Annotated in this window: 24 protein-coding genes and 1 tRNA gene; 11 read left to right on the forward strand and 14 right to left on the reverse strand. The window is 48.6% G+C overall.

What is annotated here, in order from left to right:
* The first annotated feature begins 16 nt into the window (after positions 1-16).
* Entirely contained in the window at positions 17-3,790 is a 3,774-nt protein-coding gene (locus ACMGDE_RS01130; RefSeq protein ID WP_436830907.1) for a sensor histidine kinase, read from the forward strand.
* Positions 3,791-3,825: 35 nt separating this feature from the next.
* Here the strand turns inward: ACMGDE_RS01130 and ACMGDE_RS01135 are convergent, their stop codons facing one another.
* The 5 genes from ACMGDE_RS01135 to ACMGDE_RS01155 all read right to left on the reverse strand — a co-directional run bounded on the left by ACMGDE_RS01135 (position 3,826) and on the right by ACMGDE_RS01155 (position 7,950).
* The gene (locus ACMGDE_RS01135; RefSeq protein ID WP_436830908.1) at positions 3,826-4,767 is read right to left on the reverse strand and encodes a DUF8428 domain-containing protein; all 942 of its coding nucleotides are present in this window, start codon (positions 4,765-4,767) and stop codon (positions 3,826-3,828) included.
* An 87-nt stretch (positions 4,768-4,854) separates the two neighbouring features.
* A complete protein-coding gene (gmd, locus tag ACMGDE_RS01140; RefSeq protein ID WP_436830909.1) occupies positions 4,855-5,973 on the reverse strand; it encodes a GDP-mannose 4,6-dehydratase in 1,119 nt (372 codons plus the stop codon).
* 9 nt (positions 5,974-5,982) lie between these two features.
* Entirely contained in the window at positions 5,983-6,852 is an 870-nt protein-coding gene (gene rfbA / locus ACMGDE_RS01145) for a glucose-1-phosphate thymidylyltransferase RfbA (protein ID WP_436830910.1), read from the reverse strand.
* Positions 6,853-7,374, reverse strand: coding sequence for a DUF2911 domain-containing protein (locus ACMGDE_RS01150; RefSeq protein ID WP_436830911.1), 522 nt, complete (start codon positions 7,372-7,374; stop codon positions 6,853-6,855).
* 33 nt (positions 7,375-7,407) lie between these two features.
* On the reverse strand, positions 7,408-7,950 hold the full coding sequence (locus ACMGDE_RS01155) for a lipocalin-like domain-containing protein (RefSeq protein WP_436830912.1): 543 nt from the start codon (positions 7,948-7,950) through the stop codon (positions 7,408-7,410).
* A gap of 121 nt (positions 7,951-8,071) precedes the next feature.
* Between ACMGDE_RS01155 and ACMGDE_RS01160 the strand changes: the two genes are divergently transcribed.
* The 5 genes from ACMGDE_RS01160 (at position 8,072) to ACMGDE_RS01180 (ending at position 11,473) form a co-directional block, all read left to right on the forward strand.
* Positions 8,072-8,407 carry a hypothetical protein gene (locus ACMGDE_RS01160; protein WP_436830913.1) on the forward strand — a complete coding sequence of 112 codons (336 nt, stop codon included), beginning with the start codon at positions 8,072-8,074 and terminating at the stop codon, positions 8,405-8,407.
* Positions 8,408-8,462: 55 nt separating this feature from the next.
* The gene (locus ACMGDE_RS01165; protein WP_436830914.1) at positions 8,463-9,410 is read left to right on the forward strand and encodes a lysylphosphatidylglycerol synthase transmembrane domain-containing protein; all 948 of its coding nucleotides are present in this window, start codon (positions 8,463-8,465) and stop codon (positions 9,408-9,410) included.
* 2 nt (positions 9,411-9,412) lie between these two features.
* The gene (locus tag ACMGDE_RS01170) at positions 9,413-10,120 is read left to right on the forward strand and encodes an SDR family NAD(P)-dependent oxidoreductase (RefSeq protein ID WP_436830915.1); all 708 of its coding nucleotides are present in this window, start codon (positions 9,413-9,415) and stop codon (positions 10,118-10,120) included.
* A 25-nt stretch (positions 10,121-10,145) separates the two neighbouring features.
* Entirely contained in the window at positions 10,146-10,634 is a 489-nt protein-coding gene (locus ACMGDE_RS01175; protein WP_436830916.1) for a hypothetical protein, read from the forward strand.
* Between the two features lie 101 nt (positions 10,635-10,735).
* Positions 10,736-11,473, forward strand: coding sequence for a lysophospholipid acyltransferase family protein (locus ACMGDE_RS01180; RefSeq protein WP_436830917.1), 738 nt, complete (start codon positions 10,736-10,738; stop codon positions 11,471-11,473).
* Here ACMGDE_RS01180 and ACMGDE_RS01185 read toward each other — a convergent pair.
* Positions 11,466-12,599: a glycosyltransferase family 2 protein gene (locus tag ACMGDE_RS01185; RefSeq protein ID WP_436830918.1), complete on the reverse strand. Its 1,134-nt coding sequence runs from the start codon at positions 12,597-12,599 to the stop codon at positions 11,466-11,468. The two genes, ACMGDE_RS01180 and ACMGDE_RS01185, sit on opposite strands and share 8 nt — an antisense overlap.
* On the reverse strand, positions 12,580-13,575 hold the full coding sequence (locus tag ACMGDE_RS01190) for a lysylphosphatidylglycerol synthase domain-containing protein (protein WP_436830919.1): 996 nt from the start codon (positions 13,573-13,575) through the stop codon (positions 12,580-12,582). Before ACMGDE_RS01190 ends, ACMGDE_RS01185 begins: the two co-directional genes overlap by 20 nt.
* 152 nt (positions 13,576-13,727) lie before the next feature.
* On the opposite strand from ACMGDE_RS01190, the gene ACMGDE_RS01195 reads away from it, so the two are divergent.
* Positions 13,728-14,564, forward strand: coding sequence for an energy transducer TonB (locus ACMGDE_RS01195; protein WP_436830920.1), 837 nt, complete (start codon positions 13,728-13,730; stop codon positions 14,562-14,564).
* A 76-nt stretch (positions 14,565-14,640) separates the two neighbouring features.
* The gene (gene ruvC / locus ACMGDE_RS01200) at positions 14,641-15,207 is read left to right on the forward strand and encodes a crossover junction endodeoxyribonuclease RuvC (RefSeq protein ID WP_436830921.1); all 567 of its coding nucleotides are present in this window, start codon (positions 14,641-14,643) and stop codon (positions 15,205-15,207) included.
* Positions 15,208-15,320: 113 nt separating this feature from the next.
* Here ruvC and ACMGDE_RS01205 read toward each other — a convergent pair whose 3' ends face one another.
* The gene (locus tag ACMGDE_RS01205) at positions 15,321-16,364 is read right to left on the reverse strand and encodes a hypothetical protein (protein ID WP_436830922.1); all 1,044 of its coding nucleotides are present in this window, start codon (positions 16,362-16,364) and stop codon (positions 15,321-15,323) included.
* A 394-nt stretch (positions 16,365-16,758) separates the two neighbouring features.
* Here ACMGDE_RS01205 and ACMGDE_RS01210 point away from each other — a divergent pair, with 394 nt between their 5' ends.
* The gene (locus ACMGDE_RS01210; RefSeq protein WP_436830923.1) at positions 16,759-17,232 is read left to right on the forward strand and encodes an Lrp/AsnC ligand binding domain-containing protein; all 474 of its coding nucleotides are present in this window, start codon (positions 16,759-16,761) and stop codon (positions 17,230-17,232) included.
* Between the two features lie 33 nt (positions 17,233-17,265).
* Here the strand turns inward: ACMGDE_RS01210 and ACMGDE_RS01215 are convergent, their stop codons facing one another.
* The gene (locus ACMGDE_RS01215) at positions 17,266-18,567 is read right to left on the reverse strand and encodes an FAD-dependent oxidoreductase (RefSeq protein ID WP_436830924.1); all 1,302 of its coding nucleotides are present in this window, start codon (positions 18,565-18,567) and stop codon (positions 17,266-17,268) included.
* Positions 18,568-18,695: 128 nt separating this feature from the next.
* Here ACMGDE_RS01215 and ACMGDE_RS01220 point away from each other — a divergent pair, with 128 nt between their 5' ends.
* Entirely contained in the window at positions 18,696-20,363 is a 1,668-nt protein-coding gene (locus ACMGDE_RS01220) for a glutamine--tRNA ligase/YqeY domain fusion protein (protein WP_436830925.1), read from the forward strand.
* On the opposite strand, the gene metF is transcribed toward ACMGDE_RS01220, so the two are convergent.
* The 4 genes from metF to era form a co-directional block, all read right to left on the reverse strand.
* Positions 20,360-21,316 (reverse strand): methylenetetrahydrofolate reductase [NAD(P)H], encoded by a 957-nt coding sequence (gene metF / locus ACMGDE_RS01225; protein WP_436830926.1) that lies wholly within the window; start codon positions 21,314-21,316, stop codon positions 20,360-20,362. The two genes, ACMGDE_RS01220 and metF, sit on opposite strands and share 4 nt — an antisense overlap.
* A gap of 145 nt (positions 21,317-21,461) precedes the next feature.
* Positions 21,462-21,983 carry a ribosome maturation factor RimM gene (gene rimM / locus ACMGDE_RS01230; RefSeq protein ID WP_436830927.1) on the reverse strand — a complete coding sequence of 174 codons (522 nt, stop codon included), beginning with the start codon at positions 21,981-21,983 and terminating at the stop codon, positions 21,462-21,464.
* Positions 21,984-22,078: 95 nt separating this feature from the next.
* Positions 22,079-22,663 carry a 30S ribosomal protein S16 gene (locus tag ACMGDE_RS01235; protein WP_436830928.1) on the reverse strand — a complete coding sequence of 195 codons (585 nt, stop codon included), beginning with the start codon at positions 22,661-22,663 and terminating at the stop codon, positions 22,079-22,081.
* Between the two features lie 115 nt (positions 22,664-22,778).
* Complete coding sequence (era, locus tag ACMGDE_RS01240) at positions 22,779-23,657, reverse strand: GTPase Era (RefSeq protein ID WP_436830929.1); 879 nt, start codon at positions 23,655-23,657, stop codon at positions 22,779-22,781.
* 115 nt (positions 23,658-23,772) lie between these two features.
* Between era and ACMGDE_RS01245 the strand changes: the two genes are divergently transcribed.
* Positions 23,773-23,845: transfer RNA gene (locus ACMGDE_RS01245), tRNA-Met, on the forward strand.
* 68 nt (positions 23,846-23,913) lie between these two features.
* Here the strand turns inward: ACMGDE_RS01245 and ACMGDE_RS01250 are convergent.
* Positions 23,914-24,984 carry a Fic family protein gene (locus ACMGDE_RS01250; protein WP_436830930.1) on the reverse strand — a complete coding sequence of 357 codons (1,071 nt, stop codon included), beginning with the start codon at positions 24,982-24,984 and terminating at the stop codon, positions 23,914-23,916.
* Between the last annotated feature and the right edge of the window lie 314 nt (positions 24,985-25,298).

Genomic DNA, 25,298 nt, shown 5'->3' on the forward strand with positions numbered 1-25,298 from the left:
ACTAATACGTGTAACTGTGAGTACGGTTGTCAAGATAAGGTTATTGTTGGTAGCGCTGACGCTGTGTTTTATCGGTACTGCTGTCACCATTAACCTTACATTCAACGATAAAGAGATTTTACTGCTTGACGCGCACGAACTACAGCGCAATCTACACAAGAAAGAGCAGATCGTCTATGAATTCTTCGGTGACTCCAGTCGTTTAGACAGGCTCAAATCGCTGGATACAGACGTCAAACAGGCCGAAAGCATTCTTGACCATTTTGCGGCGCAGCATGAAATTTATCCATTCGTATACGTCAATAGCGAACTCATATTCTGGGGTACGGATAAATTCGTGCCGAAGACCGACGCCGGCATACGCAATGGCGTAGACATCATCATTGCCGGAAATGGCCGGTATGAATCCATCAAAAAAAGCATCGGCAATTTCTCCATCTTATTTCTAATCCCGATAAAATCGGATTTCCAAAAAAACAACGAATACCTCCAAAGCAGTTTTGCTAAGCACTTGATCGCCACCAACAACCTCGATATTGCGGCGTATGACGACCAACTCATTTACAACATCAGGAGTCTGACCGGCGAATACCTGTTTTCTGTCAAACTACGCGATGGGCAGCATGACACGTTCTTTTCCACGCTCGAATTAGCCATGTGGCTGCTTGCCGGCTTGTCGGTTACCGTGCTGCTTAATATGATGTGTGTTTGGCTGGCCAGGCGCGGCAACGTATGGTCTTCGTTAGCGCTGTTTGCCTGTGGCTTGGTCGGAATCCGGTACCTGGAACTTCATTATGGCTGGTTGGCCTCCCATTTCTACACCGGCATTTTCGACTCCATGAATTTTGCGTCCAGTTTCATTTTTCCGCATTTAGGTGGATTTTTACTGAATGTCATCGCGTTTACCTGGTTCGTTGGTTATGCCTACTCTTTTCGAAATCAGCTGACCATTCCGCGGTGGGGACATACGAAAACGGGCGGTGTGGTGGTCATTTTTTTGTTCGGCGCGTTGATTTATCTGGTCAGCTACGCGATTACAGAGATATTCGCCGGCCTGGTCACCAATTCGGATATCAACTTTGACGTTACCAATATACTGGACCTCAATACATACAGTTGGATCGGGATATTTGCGCTGTGCTTGAGCATGATGTCGCTCCTGTTACTGATTGACCTGTTGGTTGAATTTGCCCACAGGCTCATCCCCAATTCACGGAGACTCTTGGCGATCGGGACGGCGGTGGTGATCTGTATGTGGATGCTTATTGATTATTTCGGTGAATTTTCGATCGATAACTTCCCTGCGACGTTCGTGTTATTGAGCGTATTAATAGGACTACGCGGATGGTATCTCCGCCGGGAAAGCCAATTCGACCTGGCGATCTTTATCGCTACCCTGCTGCTGCTTGCGGGTATTACCGCGGTAAAGCACAGCCAATTTCACCGTTATAAAAAAGAGGAAAAACAAAAGCTGGAAATTTCAAAACTGGAAGCCGTGGACGACGCCAATGCCATGTCGCTGTTTCACGACCTGGAAAAAGAGATGGCTCAGGATCCTGTACTGATCGAGTACTTCAAAAATCCGAAAGACGGGGATAGTGAGCTACTCAATGAGCATCTCAAACGAACGTACCTCAGCGGCCACCTGTCAAACTATGAGTTTTTGGCCAATCAATACGATACTGATTGGATCCCGATCGGCAAAAGTTCGGCGAGTAAACGCGAAGCATATCGGGAAAAAGTGATATCAGGAGCGATCAAGGTGTCCGAGAATTTCTATCGAGGCAACAGCAGGTTTGGCAATTTTGAGTATTTCGCCCAGCTCCCCGTGGAGGAAAATGGCAATCCGTTGGGTATTCTGCTCATCGAATTGCAGAACCGGTCATTCAATCAACTCGCATCATACCCCGGTATTCTGGCAGATAACCGGATAAGCCGGCAACAGACCGCACTGATTTCGCAATATGCCTATGCTTTCTATCGGGATGGCCAGCTGGTCAGCCAGTACGGAGACTATGTATACCCATTATCTGCGGAAGCGTACCCTGCGGAACAACGCAAATATATCTCGCTCGGCAACAATGGCGGATTTGAGCACCTGGTGTACCGTCCGAACAACCGGACCTTGATCGTGGTCAGCCAGCCGGAGCAAAGCCGCTGGACACAGTTGGCTGCCCTGTCCTTCATTTTTCTCGTTTTCTTACTGTTTGCCATACTCGCATACGTTTCGCGCTGGCTGGTGCTGACCTTGAACAGCAATGATTTTAGTCTGCGGAACCTCCGGTGGAGTTTCCTCATCCTGACGAACCGCGTGTTATACAGCACCCGGATCCAGACCTTTATGGTCATGGCCGTGGTGTTTACGTTGATTGTCGCTGGGACCATCACGTTTTTCAGTATCAGCCGACAGTTCAGAAAGCAACAGGAAACCGGCGTGTTGAAGCAGGTGGTTGACATCGCGGGAAGGTTGGAATCCCGAATGCTCAAGGAGGCTAACATTAACCAGGCCATATCAACGGATGAACAGTTCAACACGATCGCTGAATCCGTGGCTTCCGACCTGAATCTATACGGTACGGACGGTCAACTGATTTATTCAACGCAACCACGGATACACGACCTCCGGCTCATTTCGCGCTATATGCATCCACAGGCGTGGTTGCACATGGCGCGATACCGGCGTTCGGAATTTATACAGCACGAGCATATTGGAGGGCTGAATTATATCGCTGCCTATGCGCCCATCCGAAATGATGCCTATGAGCCCCTGGCTTTCCTGAGCTTGCCAAATTATAGCTATCAGAAAGAATTTGATCAGAACGTGGGACTTCTACTCAATACATTGGTGAATATTTATGCGTTGGTCATCTTGGTTTTAGGCTTGTTTGCGGTATTCGTGGCCAACAAAATCACGGCTCCACTTGCATTGGTGCAACGCAGCCTGGCCAAGACCAGCATCGGCAAGCAAAACGAGCCGATCTTTTGGAAAAGGCATGATGAGATAGGTAGTCTCATCAAAGAATATAACCTGATGATCGCCGCGCTTGAACAGAGTGCCAACACCATCATGCGTTCAGAACGGGAGTCTGCCTGGCGCGAAATGGCGAAGCAAGTAGCCCACGAAATTAAAAATCCATTGACCCCCCTAAAACTGGGCATACAACAGTTGGAACGCTCGTGGAAAGAAAGAGATCCCCGGTTTGACGAGCGGTTTGCGCGATTCAGCGCTTCCTTCATTGAGCAAATTGACAGCTTATCGCTTATCGCCTCCGAATTTTCGGAATTTGCAAAAATGCCGGACACGCAGCTTAAAGAAGTCGATGTATTGGATATCATCAACAAAGCAGCGGAGGTATTCAGTAATAATGTAGATGTCAAAATCCGCATCATCAATCGCTGCGGCGATGGTGTCATCACCACACAGGGCGATCGGGACCAGTTATTGAGATCGTTTAACAACCTGATCAAAAACTCGATAGAAGCCACCATAACCAAACGCAAATGCTACATTGACATCGCCATCAGCTATGATGCGGATGATTATGTATCCATCGCCATCCGGGATAATGGCGATGGTATAACTCCCGAAGCGAGGGAAAAATTGTTTCAACCGAACTTCACGACCAAAAGCTCCGGTACCGGACTCGGGTTAGCTTTTGTCAAACAAGCGGTGGAAGGAATGGGGGGGCATATCCGATACGAAACCTATGTCGGAAAAGGAACCACGTTTTACTTGCAGATCCCTTCGGTGTATGCCAAGAGGGCATCACACAGTGTTGTTCAGGGATAATCGCTCTTCGGTTTCTGAGGCATTGCATTGAGGCATTATTTCAAGACGACGCTGCTTTGCCCCATCACTGCGCCATCTGCATACAGCAGAATCGTATACGTACCTTTTTGAAAGCCCCGGGTGTCCTTCCATTCGATCGTATACGATGCCCCATCGTTGACAAAGTCTATCGCTGTTTTGTAGGTGTATTGAATCTGATTGCCATCGACTTCGAAGAGCCCATTATCAGTGGTGCGCAAGTTGCCATTTGCGTCAATCACGCGTATATAGATATCGTGCAGGCCCTGTTGGGCTAATTGGTTATCAGCGATCGTAAAGTCAATTTTTAACTTATCGACCCTGCGTGCACGTGTTTCGACCGATTCCCGATCATTGCTTCGCTCCCGTATGCCGCTGATCGACATATTCGAAACTTTAAGAGCCGACGCCAGTTTTATCTTATCGGTCAGGTCTGTGTTCTCTTCTTCTAACAACGCTACCCGACCTGACGAAGTAGAGACCTCCTGCTTGAGTGCCTCCCGCTCGGAAATCAGTTGTGCATTTTGGTCCCGTAAATTTTCGACGTCAGTTAAATATTTAGATACCTGCTGTTTCAGCTGGCTGATTTCTTGCCGGGCGTTGGTCAATTGCTCGCGCGTAAGGTTCTGTTGAGCCAGCTGCGCACGCAATTCGGTGATCGTTGTATGCGCGCTGTCACGTGCAGCTTTCAGCGCGGTACTAAGCTCAATACGTTCATCGTTTAATCGGTCCAACTCCGCTTCGATACGGTCTACCTCCGCCTGCATACTCACCCGTTCGCTCGTCAGTTCAAAGACCCGATCACCTGTGTTTTTATATTTGATATAGAAATATACATTGGTTGCAAGCAACGCCACAATGGCGACCACGAAGAAATAAATCTTCGTAGAATCCTTTCTCATCTCTTCAGGCCTGGATTCAACACCACCTGTTTCTTGCATGGTATATATTTCTTGCATGGTTTATGTACAGCAAACCCTCATCCTAACACACTGTGAAGGTATAAACAAAAATTGTTCCAACATATTTTCGGGAACATCGTCTTCTCATGCCTCGCGGGTGCGCGAAGAGAGTGGCCTGCGCATGAGCTGTAGGTCGGAATGCACCATCTCTTTCACCAGCGCATCAAGGCTATACCGGGGCTTCCAGCCCAGCGTTGACCGTGCTTTGGATGCATCACCGATGAGCAGGTCAACCTCCGTGGGCCGGTAATAGGTTGGGTCTACTTTTACAATCGTCCGTCCGAATTTTAGGTGCTCCGGGTCGATTCCCAGTTCACCCAAACGATTTTCATCGGCATCAATGATCACCCCCCGCTCACGCTCCCCCTTGCCGCTAAATTCTACCTCGATGCCCAGTTCCGCAAAACTCATTTTCACAAATTCCCGGACGGTGGTGGTTACGCCTGTAGCGATGACATAATCTTCCGCTGTTTCCTGCTGCAACATCAACCACATTGCCTCTACATAATCCTTGGCGTGTCCCCAATCTCGCTGGGCAGAGAGGTTGCCCAAAAACAACCCATCTTGCAGCCCCAGGGCTATTCGCGCCACCGCACGCGTGATCTTGCGGGTTACAAACGTCTCTCCACGGATGGGACTTTCGTGATTGAACAGTATGCCATTGCATGCATAGAGGTTATACGCTTCCCGGTAGTTGACCGTAATCCAATACGCGTATAACTTAGCCACAGCATAAGGACTCCGCGGATAAAAAGGGGTGGTTTCGTTTTGCGGCACTTGCTGCACCAGTCCGTACAGCTCCGATGTGGCCGCTTGGTAAAAACGGCACTTTTTGCCTAAACCAAGCAGCCGGATAGCTTCCAACACCCGAAGCGCCCCCACCCCATCCGCGTTTGCCGTGTATTCGGGTGTATCAAAACTTACTTTGACGTGGCTTTGCGCGGCTAAGTTGTAGATTTCATCTGGCTGGGTCTCTTGAACGATGCGGATAATATTGGTCGCATCTGTAAGGTCACCGTAGTGCAGCGTGAAAAGACGGTTGGATTCGTGGGGATCTTGATATAGATGATCAATGCGGTCCGTATTGAATAAGGAGCTCCTGCGCTTCAGGCCATGCACGGTATAGCCCTTATTGAGCAGCAATTCGGCCAAATACGCGCCATCTTGCCCCGTCACGCCGGTTATAAGCGCCGTTTTCGACATCGATCAATCCTAATTACGCCTCAGCACCGATTTCAATAAATATTGTCCGTACCCGCTCTTCAGCAACGGCTGTGCAATGGTCTCCAATTGTTGCGCGTCGATGTAACCCATGCGGTAGGCAACCTCTTCGATGCAACCGATCTTCAGTCCCTGCCGTTCCTCGATGACCTGCACGAACTGACCCGCCTGCATCAGGGAGGCAAATGTGCCGGTATCCAACCAAGCCGTGCCACGACTGAACACGCCGACCCGTAGTCGCCCCTGCTGGAGGTACACTTTGTTGACGTCCGTGATTTCGTATTCACCGCGGGCCGAAGGCTGGATGCTTTTTGCAATTTCAATCACCGAGTGATCGTAGAAATACAAACCCGGCACCGCGTAGTTTGATTTGGGATGCGCTGGCTTTTCTTCGATGGATACCACATTGCGTGCTTCATCAAATTCGACCACACCGTAGCGTTCCGGATCGGATACGGGGTAAGCAAATACAACCCCGCCTTCGGGGTCCGCACTCTGCTGCAACAAACGCGATAGTCCCTCCGCATGAAAGATGTTGTCGCCCAGTATCAATGCAACGTTATCCGTTCCAACGAATTCTTCTCCAATCACAAAGGCCTGCGCCAGTCCATTGGGCACCTCCTGCACAGCGTATGAAAAGGAACAACCTAATTGTGCGCCGTCGCCCAGCAATTTACGAAAAGCGGGCAAATCATGAGGTGTGGAGATGATCAGCACTTCCCTGATACCCGACAACATCAGCGTAGATAAGGGATAATAGATCATCGGCTTATCGTACACGGGCATAAGCTGCTTGCTTACAGCCAATGTCAACGGATGCAAACGGGTGCCCGAGCCCCCTGCTAAAATAATACCTTTCACTTATTTTGCGGCTTTCACGGCAAACGCCACAGTGACGTCTCCCCAATACAACGTCACGGCACCTGTTTTGTCGGCCTTAATAGTAAACTGTTCGACCAATGCTCCGCCAGCAGACGGTGTAGCCGTTACCCGCAGGGCATCCTGGGTTTCATCATACTCCGTACCTGACTGATCCCATGTTTTATTGAAAATAAACGTCATGCTCTGCTCATCGGGTATGGAATACAGGCTGTACTTCCCGGCGGGGAGCGGTTGACCCTGGATCAACACATCTTTGTCCACTTCAAAGGTAGTGGCCTCGTTAGCACCGGTACGCCAAACTTTGCCAAACGGGGCGATATCCACACCCAATTGGCGGCCCTTCAACGAGGGCTTGCTGTAATGGATTTCGATCGTGACACCGTCAGCCGTTGTCACCTTCGTGCTATCGGGGGGGCTTGGTCGTTTGCTCTTATCCTGCTGGGCAAAAGACAGTGTCGACATCGACACGACGAGCAGAACTGCTAAAATACTTGTTTTCATACAATTTAAATTTATGGGTTTACAAAAATAGGGTTAAAGCCGCTCGAAATTAAACACCAGGTATCCTACCTGACCATCCAACTCCAGGGGCATCCGCAATGTCAGTTGCTGTTCATCGGCATAAGACATATCAAGCCGATAACCTGCCGTCACATTGCTCGGTTTATCACCGGGATAAATCTTCTTAAACTGGAATTGGGGTTCGCCGTTATCCTTGCCCGGATTGTAAATCGACCAAACGATGTTGCGCACCGCTCCCGGGGCGCATAATGTCCCTTCCGTATTGAATGTGATGGTTCCCCGTCCATTATTCGGCAGGTTCCAAACACTTCCGACGAAGCATTCCGCCGGCGCTTCTTCAAAAATAGTTTTGACGGAATACGCTGTCGGAAAATTTTCTTTGTCTATCGAATGCAGTGTCCACTGCCCTTTGATACCGTTGCGCCATGCCGCGGCTGAAGGCCCTCCCGCTGCTTCGGAAGTCCCCCCGGTTGCCGCACCTTGCTGAGAAGCGCATGACATGCAAAGGATAGACGCGGATACGAGGGCAGCGACGATAACTAATAACCTGTTCATAATTTAAACGAAATAAGAAGGTGTAAAGATAATGGATTCCCTTATAATTTTATTGTTTTTTATCTGCCATATAGGATAATCATGTATGTTTGTGTGCGCAAGGCGTCATGAACTGTTTTGTATGACTAACACGTCCAAAAACCATACCATCAGCAAATTTATCGCTAAATTATTGGTGCGGCTATTTATATTGCTGCTATTGTTTGCACTGGCGCCGTTTGTGTTTGAAAAAAAAACCGCGAGACCTTTGGAGCAAACATTCGTATATATGGAGCACAAGTGGGCCCTCATTTTTCCAGGGCTGCTTTTCCTGAGCTTCTTCGTACTGCTCGTCTTAACGCTTCGACATCGATACCAACAGACCGACCTGAATTGGATGTTGTCATTGAACACGGCCCTGCTGGTTGTTTATGTCGTTATGCTGTATGTCAGGCTCTATCCGCTGATCTTCGGCTGAGATGAATCATCTTAGTCATTACCTTTTTATACCTTTGGGGTTTTATCCATAGACGATGGCTCAAAATAAAATATGGCGCACAACCAAGACGGTGCTTAAAATCAGCGTGACCGCCGTGGCGCTGTATTGGGTGTTCAACAAAGTAGAACCCAAGGACCTGAAGGAAGCATTGGTCCATTCCAACCCGATATTTCTGGTGCTGGCCTTCATCGCATACGCATGCTCCATCGTCATCGCCTCCTCCCGATTGAATAGCTTTTTCGGCAACACCGGTCTGGATCTGTCCGAACGCTATAATTTCAAACTCTACCTGCTGGGTTCGTTTTACAACCTGTTCTTACCGGGCGGCGTGGGTGGCGATGGTTATAAAATCTACTTCCTGCGGCGCAAATTCAAGGTCCAGGGCCGTCAACTATTGTCTGCCGTATTTTTTGATCGCCTCAGCGGATTCTGGGCGCTGTGCTTGATTATTTCTGCGCTTATCATATTCATGCCCCACCTGCGCATCCCGCGCGAAATCCCCATCCTCGCCGTCGCAGTAGGCACTGCCGCCTATTACTTGGTTTTGCGGAGGTATTTCGCGGTCTATAGCCGCCACTTCATGGTCACGCACCTAAAAGCGTTGGGTGTCCAATCCATGCAAGTGATCTGTGCGATCTTCCTGCTCTACGCATTGGGCTTTGAAGGCAAGTTTGCTCCCTATTTGTTTATGTTTTTGCTTTCATCTTTGGTCGCCGTTGTCCCATTCACCGTGGGCGGATTAGGTGCGCGGGAGATGGTTTATATTTATGGCGCCCAATATTTCTATATCCACTTAGACGATCATTTGGCGGTACTCTTCAGCTTGCTGTTTTACCTGACGTCGGCGGCGGTGGCGGCCCTGGGTGCGTATTTTATTTTCCGTCCGCAGGGATTGGGTGAAGACCGGCTGCCGACCACCGAAGAAGCCGAAATGGGCACAACGGCATACGAGGAAGAGGAAGCAAGCAATCCAAAAAATTAGGCATGGCAAACATTGTGATTAGTGGCGCCAGTAACGGTATCGGTTTCGAAGCCGCAAGGGCACTGGCCACCCCCGAAAACCAACTGGTGGCGTTGGCGCGCTCCGAGGAAGGTCTGCATAACCTGCGGGAGGCTGCCCTCCGGCACAACGCCAAATCCCTTATCCATGTCTTGCCGTTTGACATCGTCAGCGGCGACTATCCAAGGGTGCTGCTGCCATTCGTAGCGGAAAAGCTTGGCGGCCGGATAGATACGCTGATCAACAACGCCGGATCACTGGTCAACAAACCGTTTGAGGAAACTTCTGTAACCGAATTTTCAGACATGCTGCAAAGCAATTTTCTCGCCCATGTGCGCATGATCCAACACCTATCGCCGTGGATGCCGCCCGGGAGCCATATCGTCAATATCGGCAGCATGGGCGGATTCCAAGGCAGCGTGAAATTTCCGGGATTGGCCGCTTATTCGGCCAGCAAGGCCGCGCTGCATACCCTCACCGAATGTCTGGCGCTGGAATTTGCAGATAAAGCGATTAAAATAAATTGCTTAGCTTTGGGTTCCGCGCAAACAGAAATGCTAAGAAAAGCGTTTCCACAATACCAATCGCCGGTGACCGCTGCGGCGATGGGCGAGTACATCGCCCATTTTGCCCTTACCGGACATCGGTTGTTCAATGGAAAAGTGTTGCCGGTGGCAGTCACCACGCCCTAGCGGGGCATCGATTAACCGAAAAGAGATGAAAACACGGCATTCGCTCCGATTATTGGCAGCAGCCATTATCATGATGATGGCCTATTCCTGCCGGAATGAAACCCGGGAAGATGCCGAAGAAATAGCAAAGGACGCGGTATCGCCTTCCCTTCCTTATATCGCCTTTTTTGATGCGCAATCCGAACAGCTCGAAGCCAGAAAAAATCCAGCTTTTGACCATTCTCTGCTCAATGTTGACGCATTGACCCAAGCGCTCATCACCAATTATCCCGAGATCACCCCAAAAGTAGCGAAAATAGCCAACGACACCCTCTACTTGGAGATTACGGATGCACAGTATCTTACCCAGCAGATGGGATCATCCGGCGCTCAGATGTATCTATTGGAGGCAACCTACGCTTACACCGAACTCACCGACATCAATGCGGTCCATTTCAGTTTTAAAGAGGGCGATCATGCCTCACCCGGCACCTTCACCCGTGCGCATTTTGAGACGGTTGCACCTGTTCATTAGCCGTCTTTCAGCATCAGCAAACCCGCCAGCTGCTACATGATTTGCCAGTCGCTGTTTAAATCCTATCTTTGCTGCAAAAAACCAGCTCGGTATCTATTGCAATGAAGAAAATTTTGGGCTATATCCTTTCCCCTGTTTTTTATTTACTTTTTGGCATCGTTATCACCGTGTTCCATCCGATCCAATGGCTGTGTCTCAAACTCGGCGGCTATCAGGCACACAAGAACGCGGTGGATGTACTCAACTGTTGCTTGGTAGCCTGCTATTATGTATTAGGCAATACGGTGAAATTCAGCAACAAACAGCAGCTCCCGACGGACAGGCCTATCCTTTTTGTGGCCAACCATCAGAGCATGTACGATATCCCACCGTTGATTTTTTTCCTGCGTAAGCATCACGGCAAGTTCATTTCCAAAATCGAATTGACCAAAGGCATTCCGAGCATTTCCTTCAACCTCCGCCATGGGGGGGCAGCCAACATCGATCGTAAAGACCCTAAGCAGTCCATTGCAGAAATCCTGAAGCTGGCCAACAACATGAAAACCAAAAATTGGTCGGCTTTTATCTTTCCAGAAGGCACCCGTGCGAAGACCGGAAAAATCAAACCGTTTAACGTGGGCGGCATCGCTACGATCCTGAAAAAAGTCCCCAACGTGTTGATTGTGCCCGTAGCCATCAATCATTCATGGGAAATGGTCCGTTACGGATTTTTCCCGCTCAACACATTGACGCGCATGTCATGGGAAGTGCTTACGCCCATTGAACCCCAGGGCCTGGGCACGGAAGAGGTGGTCGCTCAGGTTGAAGCCAGCATCAAGGAAAAGATTGCACTCAATTAACCCGCCGTCCTTTCCATTGATACTTTCCCATGTTGCCCGCTATGCCGATGTATACCAAATAGATCACATGCAGCACGGTCAATACAGGCAGATAACCCAATAGATCGACCCGCTTCGCAAAGCGGCAGATCGGATACAAGAAGAACAGCTCGACAAGCAATTTCAACACGACAGCCGCAGCGAATACCGGCCACATCGTAACATCGACAAAAAGCATGGTCATGCCAGCCACCAACAATAACGCATTGAATAGCCAAATGGCTATGCCCAACGCCACAATCCCTTTGTTCTTATAGTGTGTGCTCTTAGATGCCCAGCGCCTGCGTTGTTGGATAAACTCCTGCAAATTCCGCTTCGCATCGGTATAGACAATCGCGTCTCTCGACTTGCAAAAACCAATGTTGTCGGGATACTTCGCCGCTACTTTATGCAAAAACAATTCATCGTCACCCGACGCCAAATGGTCAATCCCGTTGAATCCGCCCATTTCATAAAACACATCACGGCGATAGGCTAGGTTAGCCCCGTTGCAGGTAGAGGGCCGACCGTGCCCGATACCCGCGGCTCCCAAGCCGATCAGGTAGAGAAATTCCAAGGTCTGCAACTCCTCAAAAAAACCGCGTTGCTCCGAGTACACCACGGGCGAAGACACCAGGTAGCTCCCATGCGCTTCGGCATACGCGATCACCGAGGCCAGCCAGCCGCCCCCCATTCGGCAGTCGGCATCTGTGGTAACGATAAACTCGCCGGTGGCCATGGCCATGGCGGTAGATATCGCTTTCTTCTTATACGAATTGAGCGGTTCGGTCTCATTCAGTTTCAGCAGCTTCACGCCTCGGGAAGCAAACGACTCCACAATCGCAGAGGTATTGTCCGTGGAGTGATCGTCTACCACAATGATTTCGAGCAATTCCGCGGGAAAATCCTGTGCCAATATTGCAGAAAGTGTGCGCCCGATATTGGCCTCTTCATTTCTTGCCGCGATCAGCACGCTGACCCTCGTGCTGGGCGAGCCCTTCGTTGCCACGAACGGCAAGGCCAGCCATCCGGTCCGCATGTAACATACCAATACCGCGTATATTCCAGTGAATACCGCCAGGGTGATACTAGTTAGCAGTGTCGCCAAAGAAATTAATTTTTAAAACAAACACGGAACCCAAGATGGCCGGCAAGATAAGGTTTATAAACCAGATGCACGAAGCAATCGCCATTACGGCGATATCCTGACCGGTGATATGCGCATAGAGATAGCTCGCCGTGACACTCCTTACCCCAAAATCAAACAAGTCTAACGTGGGCAAAGCGGATTGCACAAAAAACAGGATAAAGATCATCAACAGCATGGGCATGAATCGGATATCCGGAATAATGACCAACATCAGTATGCAATACTGCGAAGTGAAGATGGCAAACCTTGCCAACGAGTTGAGGAAAACGACCGTCAATTCTCGCGGACTATAGCGGGTCAGTATTTCAAAAAAACGCTGAAACCGCTTGAGGAAACCGATTCGTTTGATCCAGGAACTGATCCACCTCACGTTGAAATACAACGTCAGGAAAAACCCGGCATAGGCAATTGCCAATAACCACAATGCCACACCGGCGATGATGCTGATGTCAAAAAAGCGGTTGACAAACCAAGCGATGCTAAGCGATCCGGCCACGCTTGTCATGACCAACTGCGCCAATGCGCCCACCCCCATCGCTACCGCGCCGAAAATACGCTTACGCGGTTTGAGAAACATCACGCGTCCGCCATATTCACCGATCCGATTCGGGGTGAAGATTGCCCACGTGAGCCCGCAGAATACAGACTGTACGGCTTTCCATAAACTAATCCGCTCAACGGGACGGCAGAGATAACGCCATTTTACCGCCTCCAGCAGCCAATTGGCAAACATCATCAAGACGACGACCGACAACGTGGTGATCACCGTGAATGTGCCGAGGGAATGCATCAGCCGCTTAAATTCCTGTAAATTCTGATGGTTATTGAGCTTGCGGTATAGCACCCATGCCACCAGAAGCAGAATGGTAACCTTGAGTACGATGCCCAGTATTTTTTTCGTGCCGTTGCCCAAACCTGATGATTTAGCGTGCAATGTTACTAAAATTTACGAGGCAAACCTAACACCATCATTTATGGAATCGGCCATGAAATTTCATCCAAAAGGAAACGGGGAGATTTGATTCCCGTCGGATTACATAACGGCCGTTTTGTTTACGTTTTTGTTCACTTTTAATCCTTATCGTTATGTGGTATCCAAAACAGGATATTTTCAGCCAACATTGGCTGGATATCATTTTTGAAGGTCGCAACAAACAATACGGCGCCTATGTCTTGCGGCGCAATGCGTCTAAAAACACCAACCTCGCCCTATGTATCGCCTCCAGCGTATTCGTAGTCTCCCTGCTCGGGCCGTTAATTAAAAACCGGTTTTCTCCCGATGCCGCCTCACAAGTGCTTGACCAGCCACTGAAACCAGGAGTCATCGTCGAATTGACACCCCCGCCCCCCATCGACAAGTCCCTCTCCCAACCGCCCGCGGCGGCGCCACCCGCACCCCGTACCAGCCAGGTGCGCATGTCCGCACCGGTGGTGGTCAGGGCCGACCAGGTGACAGAAGAGCCGCCATCAATCGCTACCCTCAAATTAGCCAACCCCGGATCACAAACCCTTGCAGGTAATCCCGACGCGGCCATCCACATTGACGTTCCGCTCGGCGACGGTCATGGCGATGTCGCCGTAACGGAAACCGGCGGACAATCAGACGTGCCTTTTACCGCGGTAGAAATCGAGCCTTCATTCCCCGGGGGAATGGAAGCGTTTCTGAAATATGTGCAGGAAAACTATCGCTATCCGCCACAAGCGATGGAGCATGGCGTAAAAGGCAAGATCATATTGGCATTTATCGTTGAGCGCGATGGCTCACTGACGGATATAACCATTATGCGTGATCTCAAATTCGGCACCGGCGAAGAGGCCGTCAGGTTGTTGACCACGTCGCCCAAGTGGACTCCCGGCATCCAAAATGGCCGACCGGTGCGCGTAGCCTATACCCTTCCTATTGGTCTCGATATTAGTCATTGAACCCACGACCCGCATTGCGTTTCCTTGGAAATGAAACGCATGCGGGTTATTCATTAAAAAAACCTAATATTGCAGCATGCTGCAACCGACCAACAACGAGCGAATTATACTGGGTATCGACCCTGGCACGGCCGTACTAGGCTACGGCGTCATCAAGGAAACGGGCAAACAGCTATCGCTCATCAGCCTAGGCGTTGTCAAGTTGGATCATTTGAATGACCATGGCCTTAAGCTGCAGCATATTTTTCAGAAAACAAGCGCCCTGATTGCGCAATATCAACCCGATTGTGTGGCATTGGAAGCCCCATTCTATGGCAAAAACATCCAGGTAATGCTCAAGCTAGGCCGTGCCCAAGGTGTTGCCATGGCCGCGGCGCTGAACCGGGATATCCCGATTTTCGAATACGCACCACGGAAAATCAAACAAGCGGTAACAGGCAACGGCAATGCCAGTAAGGAACAGGTGGCGGCCATGCTCAAGACCCTGCTGAAATTTGACGAAAGTCCGCAGTTCCTGGATGCCACCGATGGATTGGCCGTTGGTGTATGCCATGCATTCCAGAACCGACCCGCCACAGGAAAGAAACAGTCCTATTCAGGCTGGGAAGCATTCGTACGGGAAAATACCGACCGCCTGAAATAACCCGCTCTGCCCCAATTAACCCTACAGCTAACCCAGGCAGTTGCGGACGAAGCCTTGGAGACGGCAGCGAAGCGAACCGGATCCCAGCTGAGGAGCAACCGTCTGAATCACCCTTACAACTTCACTTGCCTGATCACATTCTTCACATTCAATTCAATAATATCCGTCATCGTCCGGCATTTCAGGTATTGATTATTCTCATAATAGTCGGCATAGCCTTCCCGCAACCGCTTTACATTGGCCGGTGTGGAGAGTTCCTCCGTATTGGACACGTCGCGCAATGCCGCAATACGATGACGCTCGCTTCGTACGCGGTGCACGATGGACGACCGCTCTTCCTGCTGGTATTGCGATACCGTACGATCCGTCAAGTGCTCCATGCAAAGCTGCACAAATGCCAAATTATCTTTAAAAAACTGGGGCATGTATATTTTAGGGTTACCTTCGTAAAACTGCTGATCAAAATCAATCGCACGGATGCGAAACTGAAAATCATCAAAGTCAGGCGTAATCTGCACGACAAAATTATACGCACGCATATCGCCCAGCAACGTAATGATACACCGCTCATTGAATTTCACGAACTCCTTGGCTATCCGTTTGGGGTTATAATCCGGATTATACATCAGCGATTTCGCAAATACGTCACCCGGAATACCCACGATATGCTCTTCCACCAAGGTGTGATCATCCACCAGGTAATTCACCTGGTTAGGGGATATGATCTGTTCCAATTCCAGTCCGTATATTCTCGATGCATCGGCTTGCTTCACATAAAAATAGTCGTAAACATCGTTCAGCCTGTTGACAATTCGGATCCTGAAGGGATGCGTGTTGCCAAAAGCGCAATATTCAACACGGTCAATATATTTATGCTCGACAATACGCGTATTACCGGATGCTTTCAATTGGGCATAAATGATTTTCAAGCCACTGTATAAATTTTCCTGTATGTGAGGCGGGTACAGCGGAGTTTCCCACAAGGTATCATTTCCGTTCTTGTCGATCACCGGCACGGTCTCATAGAACTCCAGCAAGTGGCTGTAGCTAATGGGCATGCGGGCATCCCGCTGATAAGCACGCAAATATTTCTGCAATTCCGGCGTTACCGGGTATATCGGTTTTTTTCGGGAAATCTTTACTTCCTCCATGTCCATAGCCGCGAGTCCTTTTTAGGTAAAGATACGAATTTGACCTCGACTATTTAAAAATTGAAATATTTTCATAAATCCAATCCATTTAGTACCTATTTTTGAGGAATTGGCAAACAAGCATCGGTCTTCCGCTAAACCTGGAGCAGCAGTTAAACGGTTTGGGAGTAAAAGGAAGAAGCTCCTTTGGGAGAGGAGCTTCTACGCTAACCAATTATAAACCTATATTAAATTGAGGGAGGGCAACACTATAATCAGCATTTTATGTCAACTTTTTGCTGATTGATTAATACAAAAGTAATAATAATATTGATTCATTAAAATTTTTTTATAGAAAAAATTCAATTTTTATGTTTTTTGTAATTAAATTTGGGATAATCTGAAAAAAACATCAATTTTTATGGAAAAAAAGAACGAAAATTTAGACCTTGACAACTTAGATATACAAATTTTATCTACTTTGATGAATGATGCGTCGATGCCTTATACAGAAATAGCAAAAAAATTGATTGTTTCTGGCGGCACCATACACGTAAGAATGAAAAAGATGGAAGAATTAGGCATCATAAGAGGGTCTAATTTGATTATAAACCCGCAAAAAGTCGGATTTGACATTACTGCTTTCCTCGGAATCTATTTAGAGAAGGGTTCACAATACAATAATGCGGTCGAACAGCTGAAACAGGTGAAGGAGGTAGTCGAATTACATTATTGTACGGGCACGTACAGTATGTTTGCCAAAATCATCTGCCGGGATACCACGCACCTGCGAAAAGTATTGAATGAAGATATCCAGGCGGTGAAGGGCATACAACGGACCGAAACCATCATCTCGCTTGAAGAAAGCATCAAACGGCAGATCAGCTTGACATAAGTTCCATATGGCTCGCGGCGTTGCGAGCCATATTTACCGTTGAATGCCTCCGTCCAATCCGACCTTTACATCAAAAGGCTTGCAGTATGCATCTATTAGCATCGCGAATTGCTTACGGGTGACCAGCTGTTGATCATCATATTCCCCTTCAAAATGGAACCGTTTTTTCCAGTTTTTCTGCACATATTCCTCCATCTCTTCTCCGCGCTGACCCACAAACTTTATATAGCTGAATACATCGGCCAATGTCAAGGTGTCCACATCGGGATGGTTGACAAACCAGATTTGGCTTCTTGAAAACAGCTGGTTCAATACCGGTTTGATTTCTGCTGCATGCACAGCGGTATCCGGATCAAAAAACAGGCGATGATCCGGACCCGTTCTGCCCACCAGCACACCGGTGGCGCCGATGCGTTGGATGGCAGCAAAATGCGGACTCTCGATCGGCACATCCGAAAACGGGATCAACCGTGCTCCGTATTGCAGCAGCTCGCCTTGCACATTCCGCGCATCCACCTTGTCTGATGTCGTCTTGAAAAATGCCGTATACGCTGCAGCCGCCCCGACCGCCTGCCCTACATGCATCAACAGCGGAATATCTTCAACGGTACCGCCCAGCAAACCCTCGACCGCCGGCAATGTGTTGGTCACAAATAAATTGCTATCGTCCGCCGGCATCAACGCCCCCAGTGGCAACGTAAACGGTATACCATCCAGATTGCCTACCGCCACCCCCGTGCGGGAGAGCGCGTGATAAGCCACCGATCCGATATATCCTTCGGGCAACGGTTTCCGCGCGGTTATACTATCCGCACCTTCCGTGGCCAGCTGGTACAGGTAACCATCGATAGAAGCATCGATGACCGCCCGCACATTGAAACGCTTCCTGTCCGCCAGTTCAATCTGCCAGTTCTTGCCTGATTTTTTTACCGAACGGAGTTGCCCCTGTTCGATTATCGTCAGGTTTTTGGTCGTCTTGATGAGGCTGTCCAACGCATTTTGTACGATCCTTGGATTCAATCTCCGCCTGGCTATCCTAGATAGCGAATCGCTGCGCTTATCACGCCGCAAAGTCGCCGCCAACAGATCCGCCCACACCCCGGCATCCAGGTTTGCGCCAGCAGTGATCGCCGTCGCGTCCGAAGTCAGCTCGGGCACCATCTTATCTCCATTGACTACCCAAACCGTATTCAGATTAGATTTGGAAGACTGCAAAGCCGCTGCATAGGCATCGGCACCATATCCATATACCAGTACTTGGGGCCGCTTGCTTTGCGAAAGGCCTATGAAAGGGAGCAATGACAATAGACAAAAGAGTAAACGGCGTTTATTCATACCAGTCGATTTAGTGCAAAACGTAAAATTAGACATAAATGCTTCAGTATGGTTTATTTTTTGTTTTTTAATCCCGCAAATCGTAAATGATAAATCATAAATCGTAAATCAATAACTACCTTTGCACCATGATAAGTGAAGAAAAATCCCTCAATTTCTTAGAGGAGATCATCGAAGAAGATATTCGAAACGGCAAGCACGGCGGAAAGATCATCACCCGTTTTCCGCCTGAGCCAAATGGGTACCTGCACATCGGGCACGCCAAGTCCATCGTGCTCAATTTTGGACTGACGCAGCAATACGAAGGCAAAACCAATCTGCGGTTTGACGACACCAATCCGGTGACGGAAGAAACCGAATACGTGGAAAGCATCAAAAACGATATCAGGTGGCTTGGCTTCGAATGGGCCGAAGAGCTGTATACATCCGATTATTTCGAAACCCTGTATAACTATGCAGTGAAGCTGATCAAAAAAGGAAAGGCCTACGTGGATGACAGCACATCGGAGGAGATCGCGGCATCCAAGGGTACGCCTACCGAGCCGGGCAAACCCACGCCTTATCGTGATCGCACAGTGGAGGAAAACCTGCGCCTGTTCGGAGAAATGCGCGACGGCCAATATCCGGATGGCGCCAAAGTACTGCGGGCCAAAATCGACCTGTCTAATCCGAATATGCACCTGCGTGATCCGCTGTTATACCGCATCAAGCATGCGCACCACCACCGCACGGGCACTGAATGGTGCATCTATCCCATGTATGACTTTGCGCATGGCCAAAGCGACTCCATCGAGCACATCACGCACTCGATCTGCACGCTCGAATTCATCCCCCACCGGCCGCTCTACGACTGGCTCATCGAAGAACTGGAGATCTTTCCATCAAAACAATACGAATTTGCACGGCTCAACCTCAATTACACGGTGATGAGCAAGCGGAAGCTGCTCCAACTGGTCAATGAAAAGTATGTGGAAGGCTGGGACGATCCCCGTATGCCAACGATCAGCGGCCTGAGGAGGCGGGGATATACCCCTGCCAGTATCCGCCATTTCTGCGAGCGCATCGGCGTAGCCAAGCGTGAAAACATCATCGATGTAGGGTTGCTGGAATTCTGCATCCGTGAAGACCTCAATAAAACGGCATGGCGCCGCATGGCGGTGCTCGATCCCATTAAATTGATCATCTCCAACTATCCCGAGGCAACCGAAATCCTTACAGGCGAAAACAATCCGGAGGTGGAGGGCGGCGAAGGGGAACGCGATCTCCCATTCAGCCGCGAACTGTGGATCGAACGCGAAGACTTCATGGAAAACCCACCCAAAAAGTTCTTCAGGCTCGGCCCCGGCTTGATGGTCAGGCTCAAACATGCATACATTGTCAAGTGCGAGGAATTCGTAAAAGACGCCTCCGGGAATGTGACCGAGATCTACTGCACCTATATTCCCGAGTCCAAAAGCGGCGAAGACACCAGTGGCATCAAGGTAAAAGGCACCATCCATTGGGTGAGTGTACCCCATGCCAAAACCGTGGAAGTACGGCTCTATGACCGCCTATTCAGTGTAGAGAATCCGGCAGCGGAAGCAGACTTCAAGACAACGATCAACCCAGACAGCTTGCAGGTCATCGAACGTGCCTACGTGGAACCCGATTTGCTGAATGCCGTTCCGGGCAAAGGATACCAGTTCATCCGCAAGGGCTACTTTACGCTCGACACCAAGTCGACACCTGATCAATTGGTATTCAACCGCACGGTGACACTCCGAGACACCTGGGTAAAAGAGATGCAAAAGGATTAAAAAACAGCCTGTATGATCCGCTTCGTGGGTTTCGGATTGCCCATGGTATAAAAGTGCAGCACAGGAGCTCCCATCGCCTTGAGTTCTTTGCATTGCTGGATCATCCACTCAATGCCCACCTCACGGACATCCTGTTCGGATTTGCAAGCCTGCACCGCCTGGCTTAATTCCAAGGGGATATCCAAGTGGAAGGTTTTGGGCAAACTAACCAGCTGTTTGCTACCCGTCAATGGCTTGAGGCCCGGAATAATGGGAATGTCGATGCCATTGGCGCGGCACCGATCTACGAAGGCTTTATATCTGCTGTTATCAAAGAACATCTGCGTCACGATAAAGTCGGCACCCAGCGCTACCTTTTCTTTCAGATACCTAAAGTCCGTATCCAAATTCGGTGATTCAAAATGCTTTTCGGGATAACCTGCCACTCCGATACAGAAATCCGTTTTTTCCGAGTTTTCCATGTCCTCATGAAGGTATCGACCGCTGTTCAAATTCACCACATGCTGTACCAGATCGGAAGCATAAGCATGCCCCCCAGGCGTTGGGATAAAGGAGCTGTCACTCTTGCGCGCATCGCCGCGAAGCGCCAGCACATTATCTATTCCCAGAAACTGCAAGTCAATGAGCGCATTTTCGGTTTCCTCTTTGGTAAATCCACCGCAGATCAGATGGGGCACGGCATCAACCTTATACCGATTCATGATGGCAGCACAGGTAGCCACAGTGCTTGGCCGTTTGCGGTATGCCACCTTTTCCAGCAAACCATTGGGATGTTGCTTATAGATATAATCTTCGCGCAAGTAGGTGACATCAATAAAAGGCGGGTCGAACTCCATAAGCGGGTCAATGGCATCAAAAATAGATTGGATGCTTTGGCCTTTTATTGGAGGCAATATTTCAAACGAAAACAAGGTTTTCCCCTTGGCGTTTTTAATGTGTTCGGTTATTTTCATATGCCGGAGCTGTCCGTTGCCCCTTAACAATATTCATAAGGAGCGGCCAAACTTAGGCAAATTATTGATATTGTTCAATATTCTTTTTGGTAATATCATGAGATCGCTCCGCTAAGTTCACTTTTATATGCAAAGCGAATTTGGCCTACAAATACACATCTACCAACCCTTCCGGCAGGTCTACCGTTAGCCGACTTCCCTCCCGATCGATGGACACGATTAATTCATCATTCAACGGAAATAGCAGTTCATTTCCGTTGTATATCACGGCAGCCACATACTGCTGGGGATACTCATGCACAGCAGCGATCTCACCCAACTCGCCATAAGTGCGATCATGCACGGCAAACCCCGTCAAGTCAGTCAGCCTGAAATCATCCGGGTGGCGCTCGGGCAGCTTACTGTTGGGCAGGTATACTTTTTTGCGGACAAGCGGTTGCGCTTTATCGATATGATCCACATCTTCAAGCAGCAAATAAGCCGTCCGATTAGGCAACACCTTCACGCTCTCCACAAAAAAAGGCACCAGCTTCCGGTCAATTTCCAGAAACAACGTCTCCAGGTCTAACGCTTCATAATCGTCAAACTCAAAAAACAACTGTACCTCTCCCTTAAGCCCGCGGGTTTTGCTGATATACCCGATATAGAAACTAGCTGACAAATCCATCATTCCGATCAGTGATGTTAAATCGATCCAATACAAAAAACCGCTCCGGAGTGTATAGACCAGGAGCGGTTCCGCTTACAGGATGAATAACGATGTTACTCCTCCGTTTTTGTTTCTTCGCTGGCAGCTGCCTCATCGGCACCTTCAGCAGTTGCTTCAACTGCGGGTGTCTCTGCTGCTGCTTCATGAGTTTCTTCCACTTCGGGAGCTTCCTCAACAGGAGGCGTATTTTTGGCTTCAATGGCCGCAGCTATTTCAGCTTTCTTTTTCGCCTCGGCGGCCAATGCGGCTTTCTTGGCTTCATCTTTGGATTGCGTTAAGCTCTCCACTTTGCCTTGTATTTTAGATTCTTTGGTATTCAGCCACGCTTCAAACTTGGCATCCGCGGCAGCCTCATCAAAAGCACCCTTTTTCACACCGCCCAGCAAGTGCTTTTTATACAGCACACCTTTGTAGGAAAGGATTGCCCGGGTGGTATCGGTAGGCTGCGCACCTTTTTCCAACCAATCAAGCGCCTTGTCGAAATTGAGGTCGATGGTCGCGGGATTCGTATTCGGGTTATAAGCGCCTATGCGCTCGATAAATTTACCGTCGCGTGGAGCACGCGAATCGGCCACTACTACGTGGTAAAAAGGCTTGCCTTTTTTACCGTGTCTCTGCAATCTGATTTTAACTGCCATTTTCTTTGTTAATATATGTATCCAACATAGCCCCCGGAGCCTTGTGCTGCGGGGCTGCAAAGATAGTTAATTATTTGATAACTAAAGCAAGCGACCACCTTTATTTTTGATCCCGTCATTGCTCATAACCGAACCGCTTGAGGTAATTGCTTTTCTTTCGCCAATCCGGGATCACTTTTACAAAAAGCTCCAAAAACACGTTCCGCCGCAGAAACTCTTCAATATCCTTCCGGGCATAAGTCCCCACTTTCTTGATCATGCTTCCGGCATTGCCGATGATGATATTTTTTTGTGAATCACGCTCCACGATAATTTCCGCGCTGATTCGGGTAATGTACTGCTCTTCTTTGAAGGCCGTAACGACCACCTCGGTACTATAGGGGATTTCCTTCTCGTAGAGCTTAAAAACCTTCTCGCGTATGATCTCCGACACGAAAAAACGCTCATTTTTATCCGTAAGCGTGTCTTTTTCGTAATACGGCGGGTGTTCGGGAAGACGGTCCAAAATAAACTGCATCACTGCCGCTATATTATGACCATGCAGTGCGGATACCGCAAAGACGACCTCCGGATTCACTGTCGCCTGCCAATAGGTGATTTTATTTTTGACATCGGTTTCAGTGGATTTATCAATCTTGTTGATCAATACCGCTACCGGTGATTCGGTCTGTTTCAACTTGTCGATCACATCGCTTTCGTCGTATTTTTCATTGATGTCCGTCACCAACAAGATAATATCGGCATCGATGAGCGATCCTTGTACAGCACTCATCATCGATTCCTGTAACGTGTACGCCGGCTTGATCACCCCCGGAGTATCCGAAAATACGATTTGATATTCCGGTTCGTTCACGATTCCAATAATCCGGTGCCGGGTCGTCTGTGCCTTAGGCGTCACAATTGCCATCTTCTCTCCCACCAACGCGTTCATAAGCGTAGACTTACCCGCGTTGGGTTTTCCAATAATACTGACGAATCCGGCCTTATGCGACATTTTTTGCAATTTGATTTGTTTTGCAAAGAAACAAATTATATCTTTGCAGTCCAATTCGGAAAAGAATTAAAAATCCGGTCGCAATGCCGGAATCTAAATAAAGATAAAGACACATTGCGGGGTGGAGCAGTTGGTAGCTCGTCGGGCTCATAACCCGAAGGTCACTGGTTCGAGTCCAGTCCCCGCTACTAAATCATTAGGGATTGTCAACAGGATTGTCAATCCCTTTTGCATTTTATTTTAGTAAGCCCTTAAGCTAACTCTCCAATATACGAATCAGGTCATCATTGATGTAAAATACTTCCCGTCCATCCTTCATGGGCGTAAGTATCCCAACTTCTACCAATTCCCCGAAATATTTGGTCAATGTCGTTCTGGATGATATGTGCAATGCATCCCCGATCAACCTCGGCTTTATGTAGGGCTGGCTGAACAGCAACTCATTCACTTCTTTACTATACCATTTAATCCGTGGCTTTGCATGTTCCAGCGTAGATTCCATTTGGCTGAGTATGCTACTGATGAGTTGATTGGTCAACATCGATGTTTTCTCCACGGCATCCAGCATATAGAGTATCCAAGGTTTCCACCTGCCTCGTTGAGTAACAACGCCCAGGTTGTAATAATAGTCGTCTTTGTGGATAATGATATATTTGGAAAGATAGAGGACCGGCTGGTCAAGCAGGCCCTTGTTGACCAGATAGAGGAGGTTTAAGACCCTACCCGTGCGGCCATTCCCATCCGGGAATGGGTGTATCGCTTCAAACTGGTAATGGGCTATGCACATTTTGAGCAATGGGTCTGTATCGAACAGCACATCATCATTCATGTAATCGAGTAGGTTATCCATCATTTTCTCAATGACACCTTGCCCCCGTGGCGGTGTGTAGATTACCTCACCCGACCTAAACTCACTCTGTCCTCTTTGAATCACTGTCAATGAATGTGGGGGCCGCAATCCTCCTGATGTATTTTTAATTTGTCTGAAAATAGCTGCGATACTTTCCAAGTCAACGCTTCCTGTTTCCTTTATACGCTTATATCCCTCCCATAGTGCCTCACGGTATCGCAACACTTCCTTTGTGGCTAGATTTGCATTTTCTTCTTGAATAGTGTCCGACACGGCTTTATAAAGCTCGTCCTCCGTGGTAAAGATGTTCTCGATTGCTGACGATGCCTTAGCTTCTTGAAGGGAAACTGTATTGATCAACATATAGGGATTGGGTAACCGCTGCACGTTGCTGTTTGCAGCGGCCAATGCCCGGGATGAACTGACCAGTTTTTTCAATATGTCCACATCCTCCGCTATGCCAACTGGAGGTAGCATAGGAAGATTATTAAATGGTTTTGTCCTGTCGTAAGCCATATATGTTCAAAAATCATATTAATATTGGACACATATGCAAATTAATAAAATAAAATGGACACATTCCAATCATACGTTCACTTTAATTAAAAAAATGGACACATAAAGGTTTCAAGTCCACCTAATGTACACGTTTTAAAAAAACAAGACTATGGACAATCCGGTTACTGAGGGGAAACCAAAGATAATACCTACCACCTCGTTGACTTAGCGGTCCGATACATCTTGATGACGAGGGTTGGTTTTACGTAAAAACTTATAAAGTCAAAGCCCCC

The organism is Parapedobacter brassicae, assembly GCF_051400755.1.
Taxonomy (GTDB): domain Bacteria; phylum Bacteroidota; class Bacteroidia; order Sphingobacteriales; family Sphingobacteriaceae; genus Parapedobacter.

Bases quoted from the DNA above. Each gene is read 5' to 3' on its own strand.
- ACMGDE_RS01150 (WP_436830911.1), bottom strand. From the start codon at position 7,374: ATGAAAACAAGTATTTTAGCAGTTCTGCTCGTCGTGTCGATGTCGACA.
- ACMGDE_RS01195 (WP_436830920.1), top strand. From the start codon at position 13,728: ATGTGGTATCCAAAACAGGATATTTTCAGCCAACATTGGCTGGATATC.
- ACMGDE_RS01160 (WP_436830913.1), top strand. From the start codon at position 8,072: ATGACTAACACGTCCAAAAACCATACCATCAGCAAATTTATCGCTAAA.
- ACMGDE_RS01180 (WP_436830917.1), top strand. From the start codon at position 10,736: ATGAAGAAAATTTTGGGCTATATCCTTTCCCCTGTTTTTTATTTACTT.
- rimM (WP_436830927.1), bottom strand. From the start codon at position 21,983: ATGGATTTGTCAGCTAGTTTCTATATCGGGTATATCAGCAAAACCCGC.
- gmd (WP_436830909.1), bottom strand. From the start codon at position 5,973: ATGTCGAAAACGGCGCTTATAACCGGCGTGACGGGGCAAGATGGCGCG.
- ACMGDE_RS01165 (WP_436830914.1), top strand. From the start codon at position 8,463: ATGGCTCAAAATAAAATATGGCGCACAACCAAGACGGTGCTTAAAATC.
- metF (WP_436830926.1), bottom strand. From the start codon at position 21,316: ATGAAAATAACCGAACACATTAAAAACGCCAAGGGGAAAACCTTGTTT.
- ACMGDE_RS01170 (WP_436830915.1), top strand. From the start codon at position 9,413: ATGGCAAACATTGTGATTAGTGGCGCCAGTAACGGTATCGGTTTCGAA.
- ACMGDE_RS01220 (WP_436830925.1), top strand. From the start codon at position 18,696: ATGATAAGTGAAGAAAAATCCCTCAATTTCTTAGAGGAGATCATCGAA.
- ACMGDE_RS01215 (WP_436830924.1), bottom strand. From the start codon at position 18,567: ATGAATAAACGCCGTTTACTCTTTTGTCTATTGTCATTGCTCCCTTTC.
- ACMGDE_RS01235 (WP_436830928.1), bottom strand. From the start codon at position 22,663: ATGGCAGTTAAAATCAGATTGCAGAGACACGGTAAAAAAGGCAAGCCT.
- ACMGDE_RS01205 (WP_436830922.1), bottom strand. From the start codon at position 16,364: ATGGACATGGAGGAAGTAAAGATTTCCCGAAAAAAACCGATATACCCG.
- era (WP_436830929.1), bottom strand. From the start codon at position 23,657: ATGTCGCATAAGGCCGGATTCGTCAGTATTATTGGAAAACCCAACGCG.
- ACMGDE_RS01155 (WP_436830912.1), bottom strand. From the start codon at position 7,950: ATGAACAGGTTATTAGTTATCGTCGCTGCCCTCGTATCCGCGTCTATC.
- ACMGDE_RS01175 (WP_436830916.1), top strand. From the start codon at position 10,146: ATGAAAACACGGCATTCGCTCCGATTATTGGCAGCAGCCATTATCATG.
- ACMGDE_RS01210 (WP_436830923.1), top strand. From the start codon at position 16,759: ATGGAAAAAAAGAACGAAAATTTAGACCTTGACAACTTAGATATACAA.
- ACMGDE_RS01250 (WP_436830930.1), bottom strand. From the start codon at position 24,984: ATGCTACCTCCAGTTGGCATAGCGGAGGATGTGGACATATTGAAAAAA.
- ruvC (WP_436830921.1), top strand. From the start codon at position 14,641: ATGCTGCAACCGACCAACAACGAGCGAATTATACTGGGTATCGACCCT.
- ACMGDE_RS01135 (WP_436830908.1), bottom strand. From the start codon at position 4,767: ATGCAAGAAATATATACCATGCAAGAAACAGGTGGTGTTGAATCCAGG.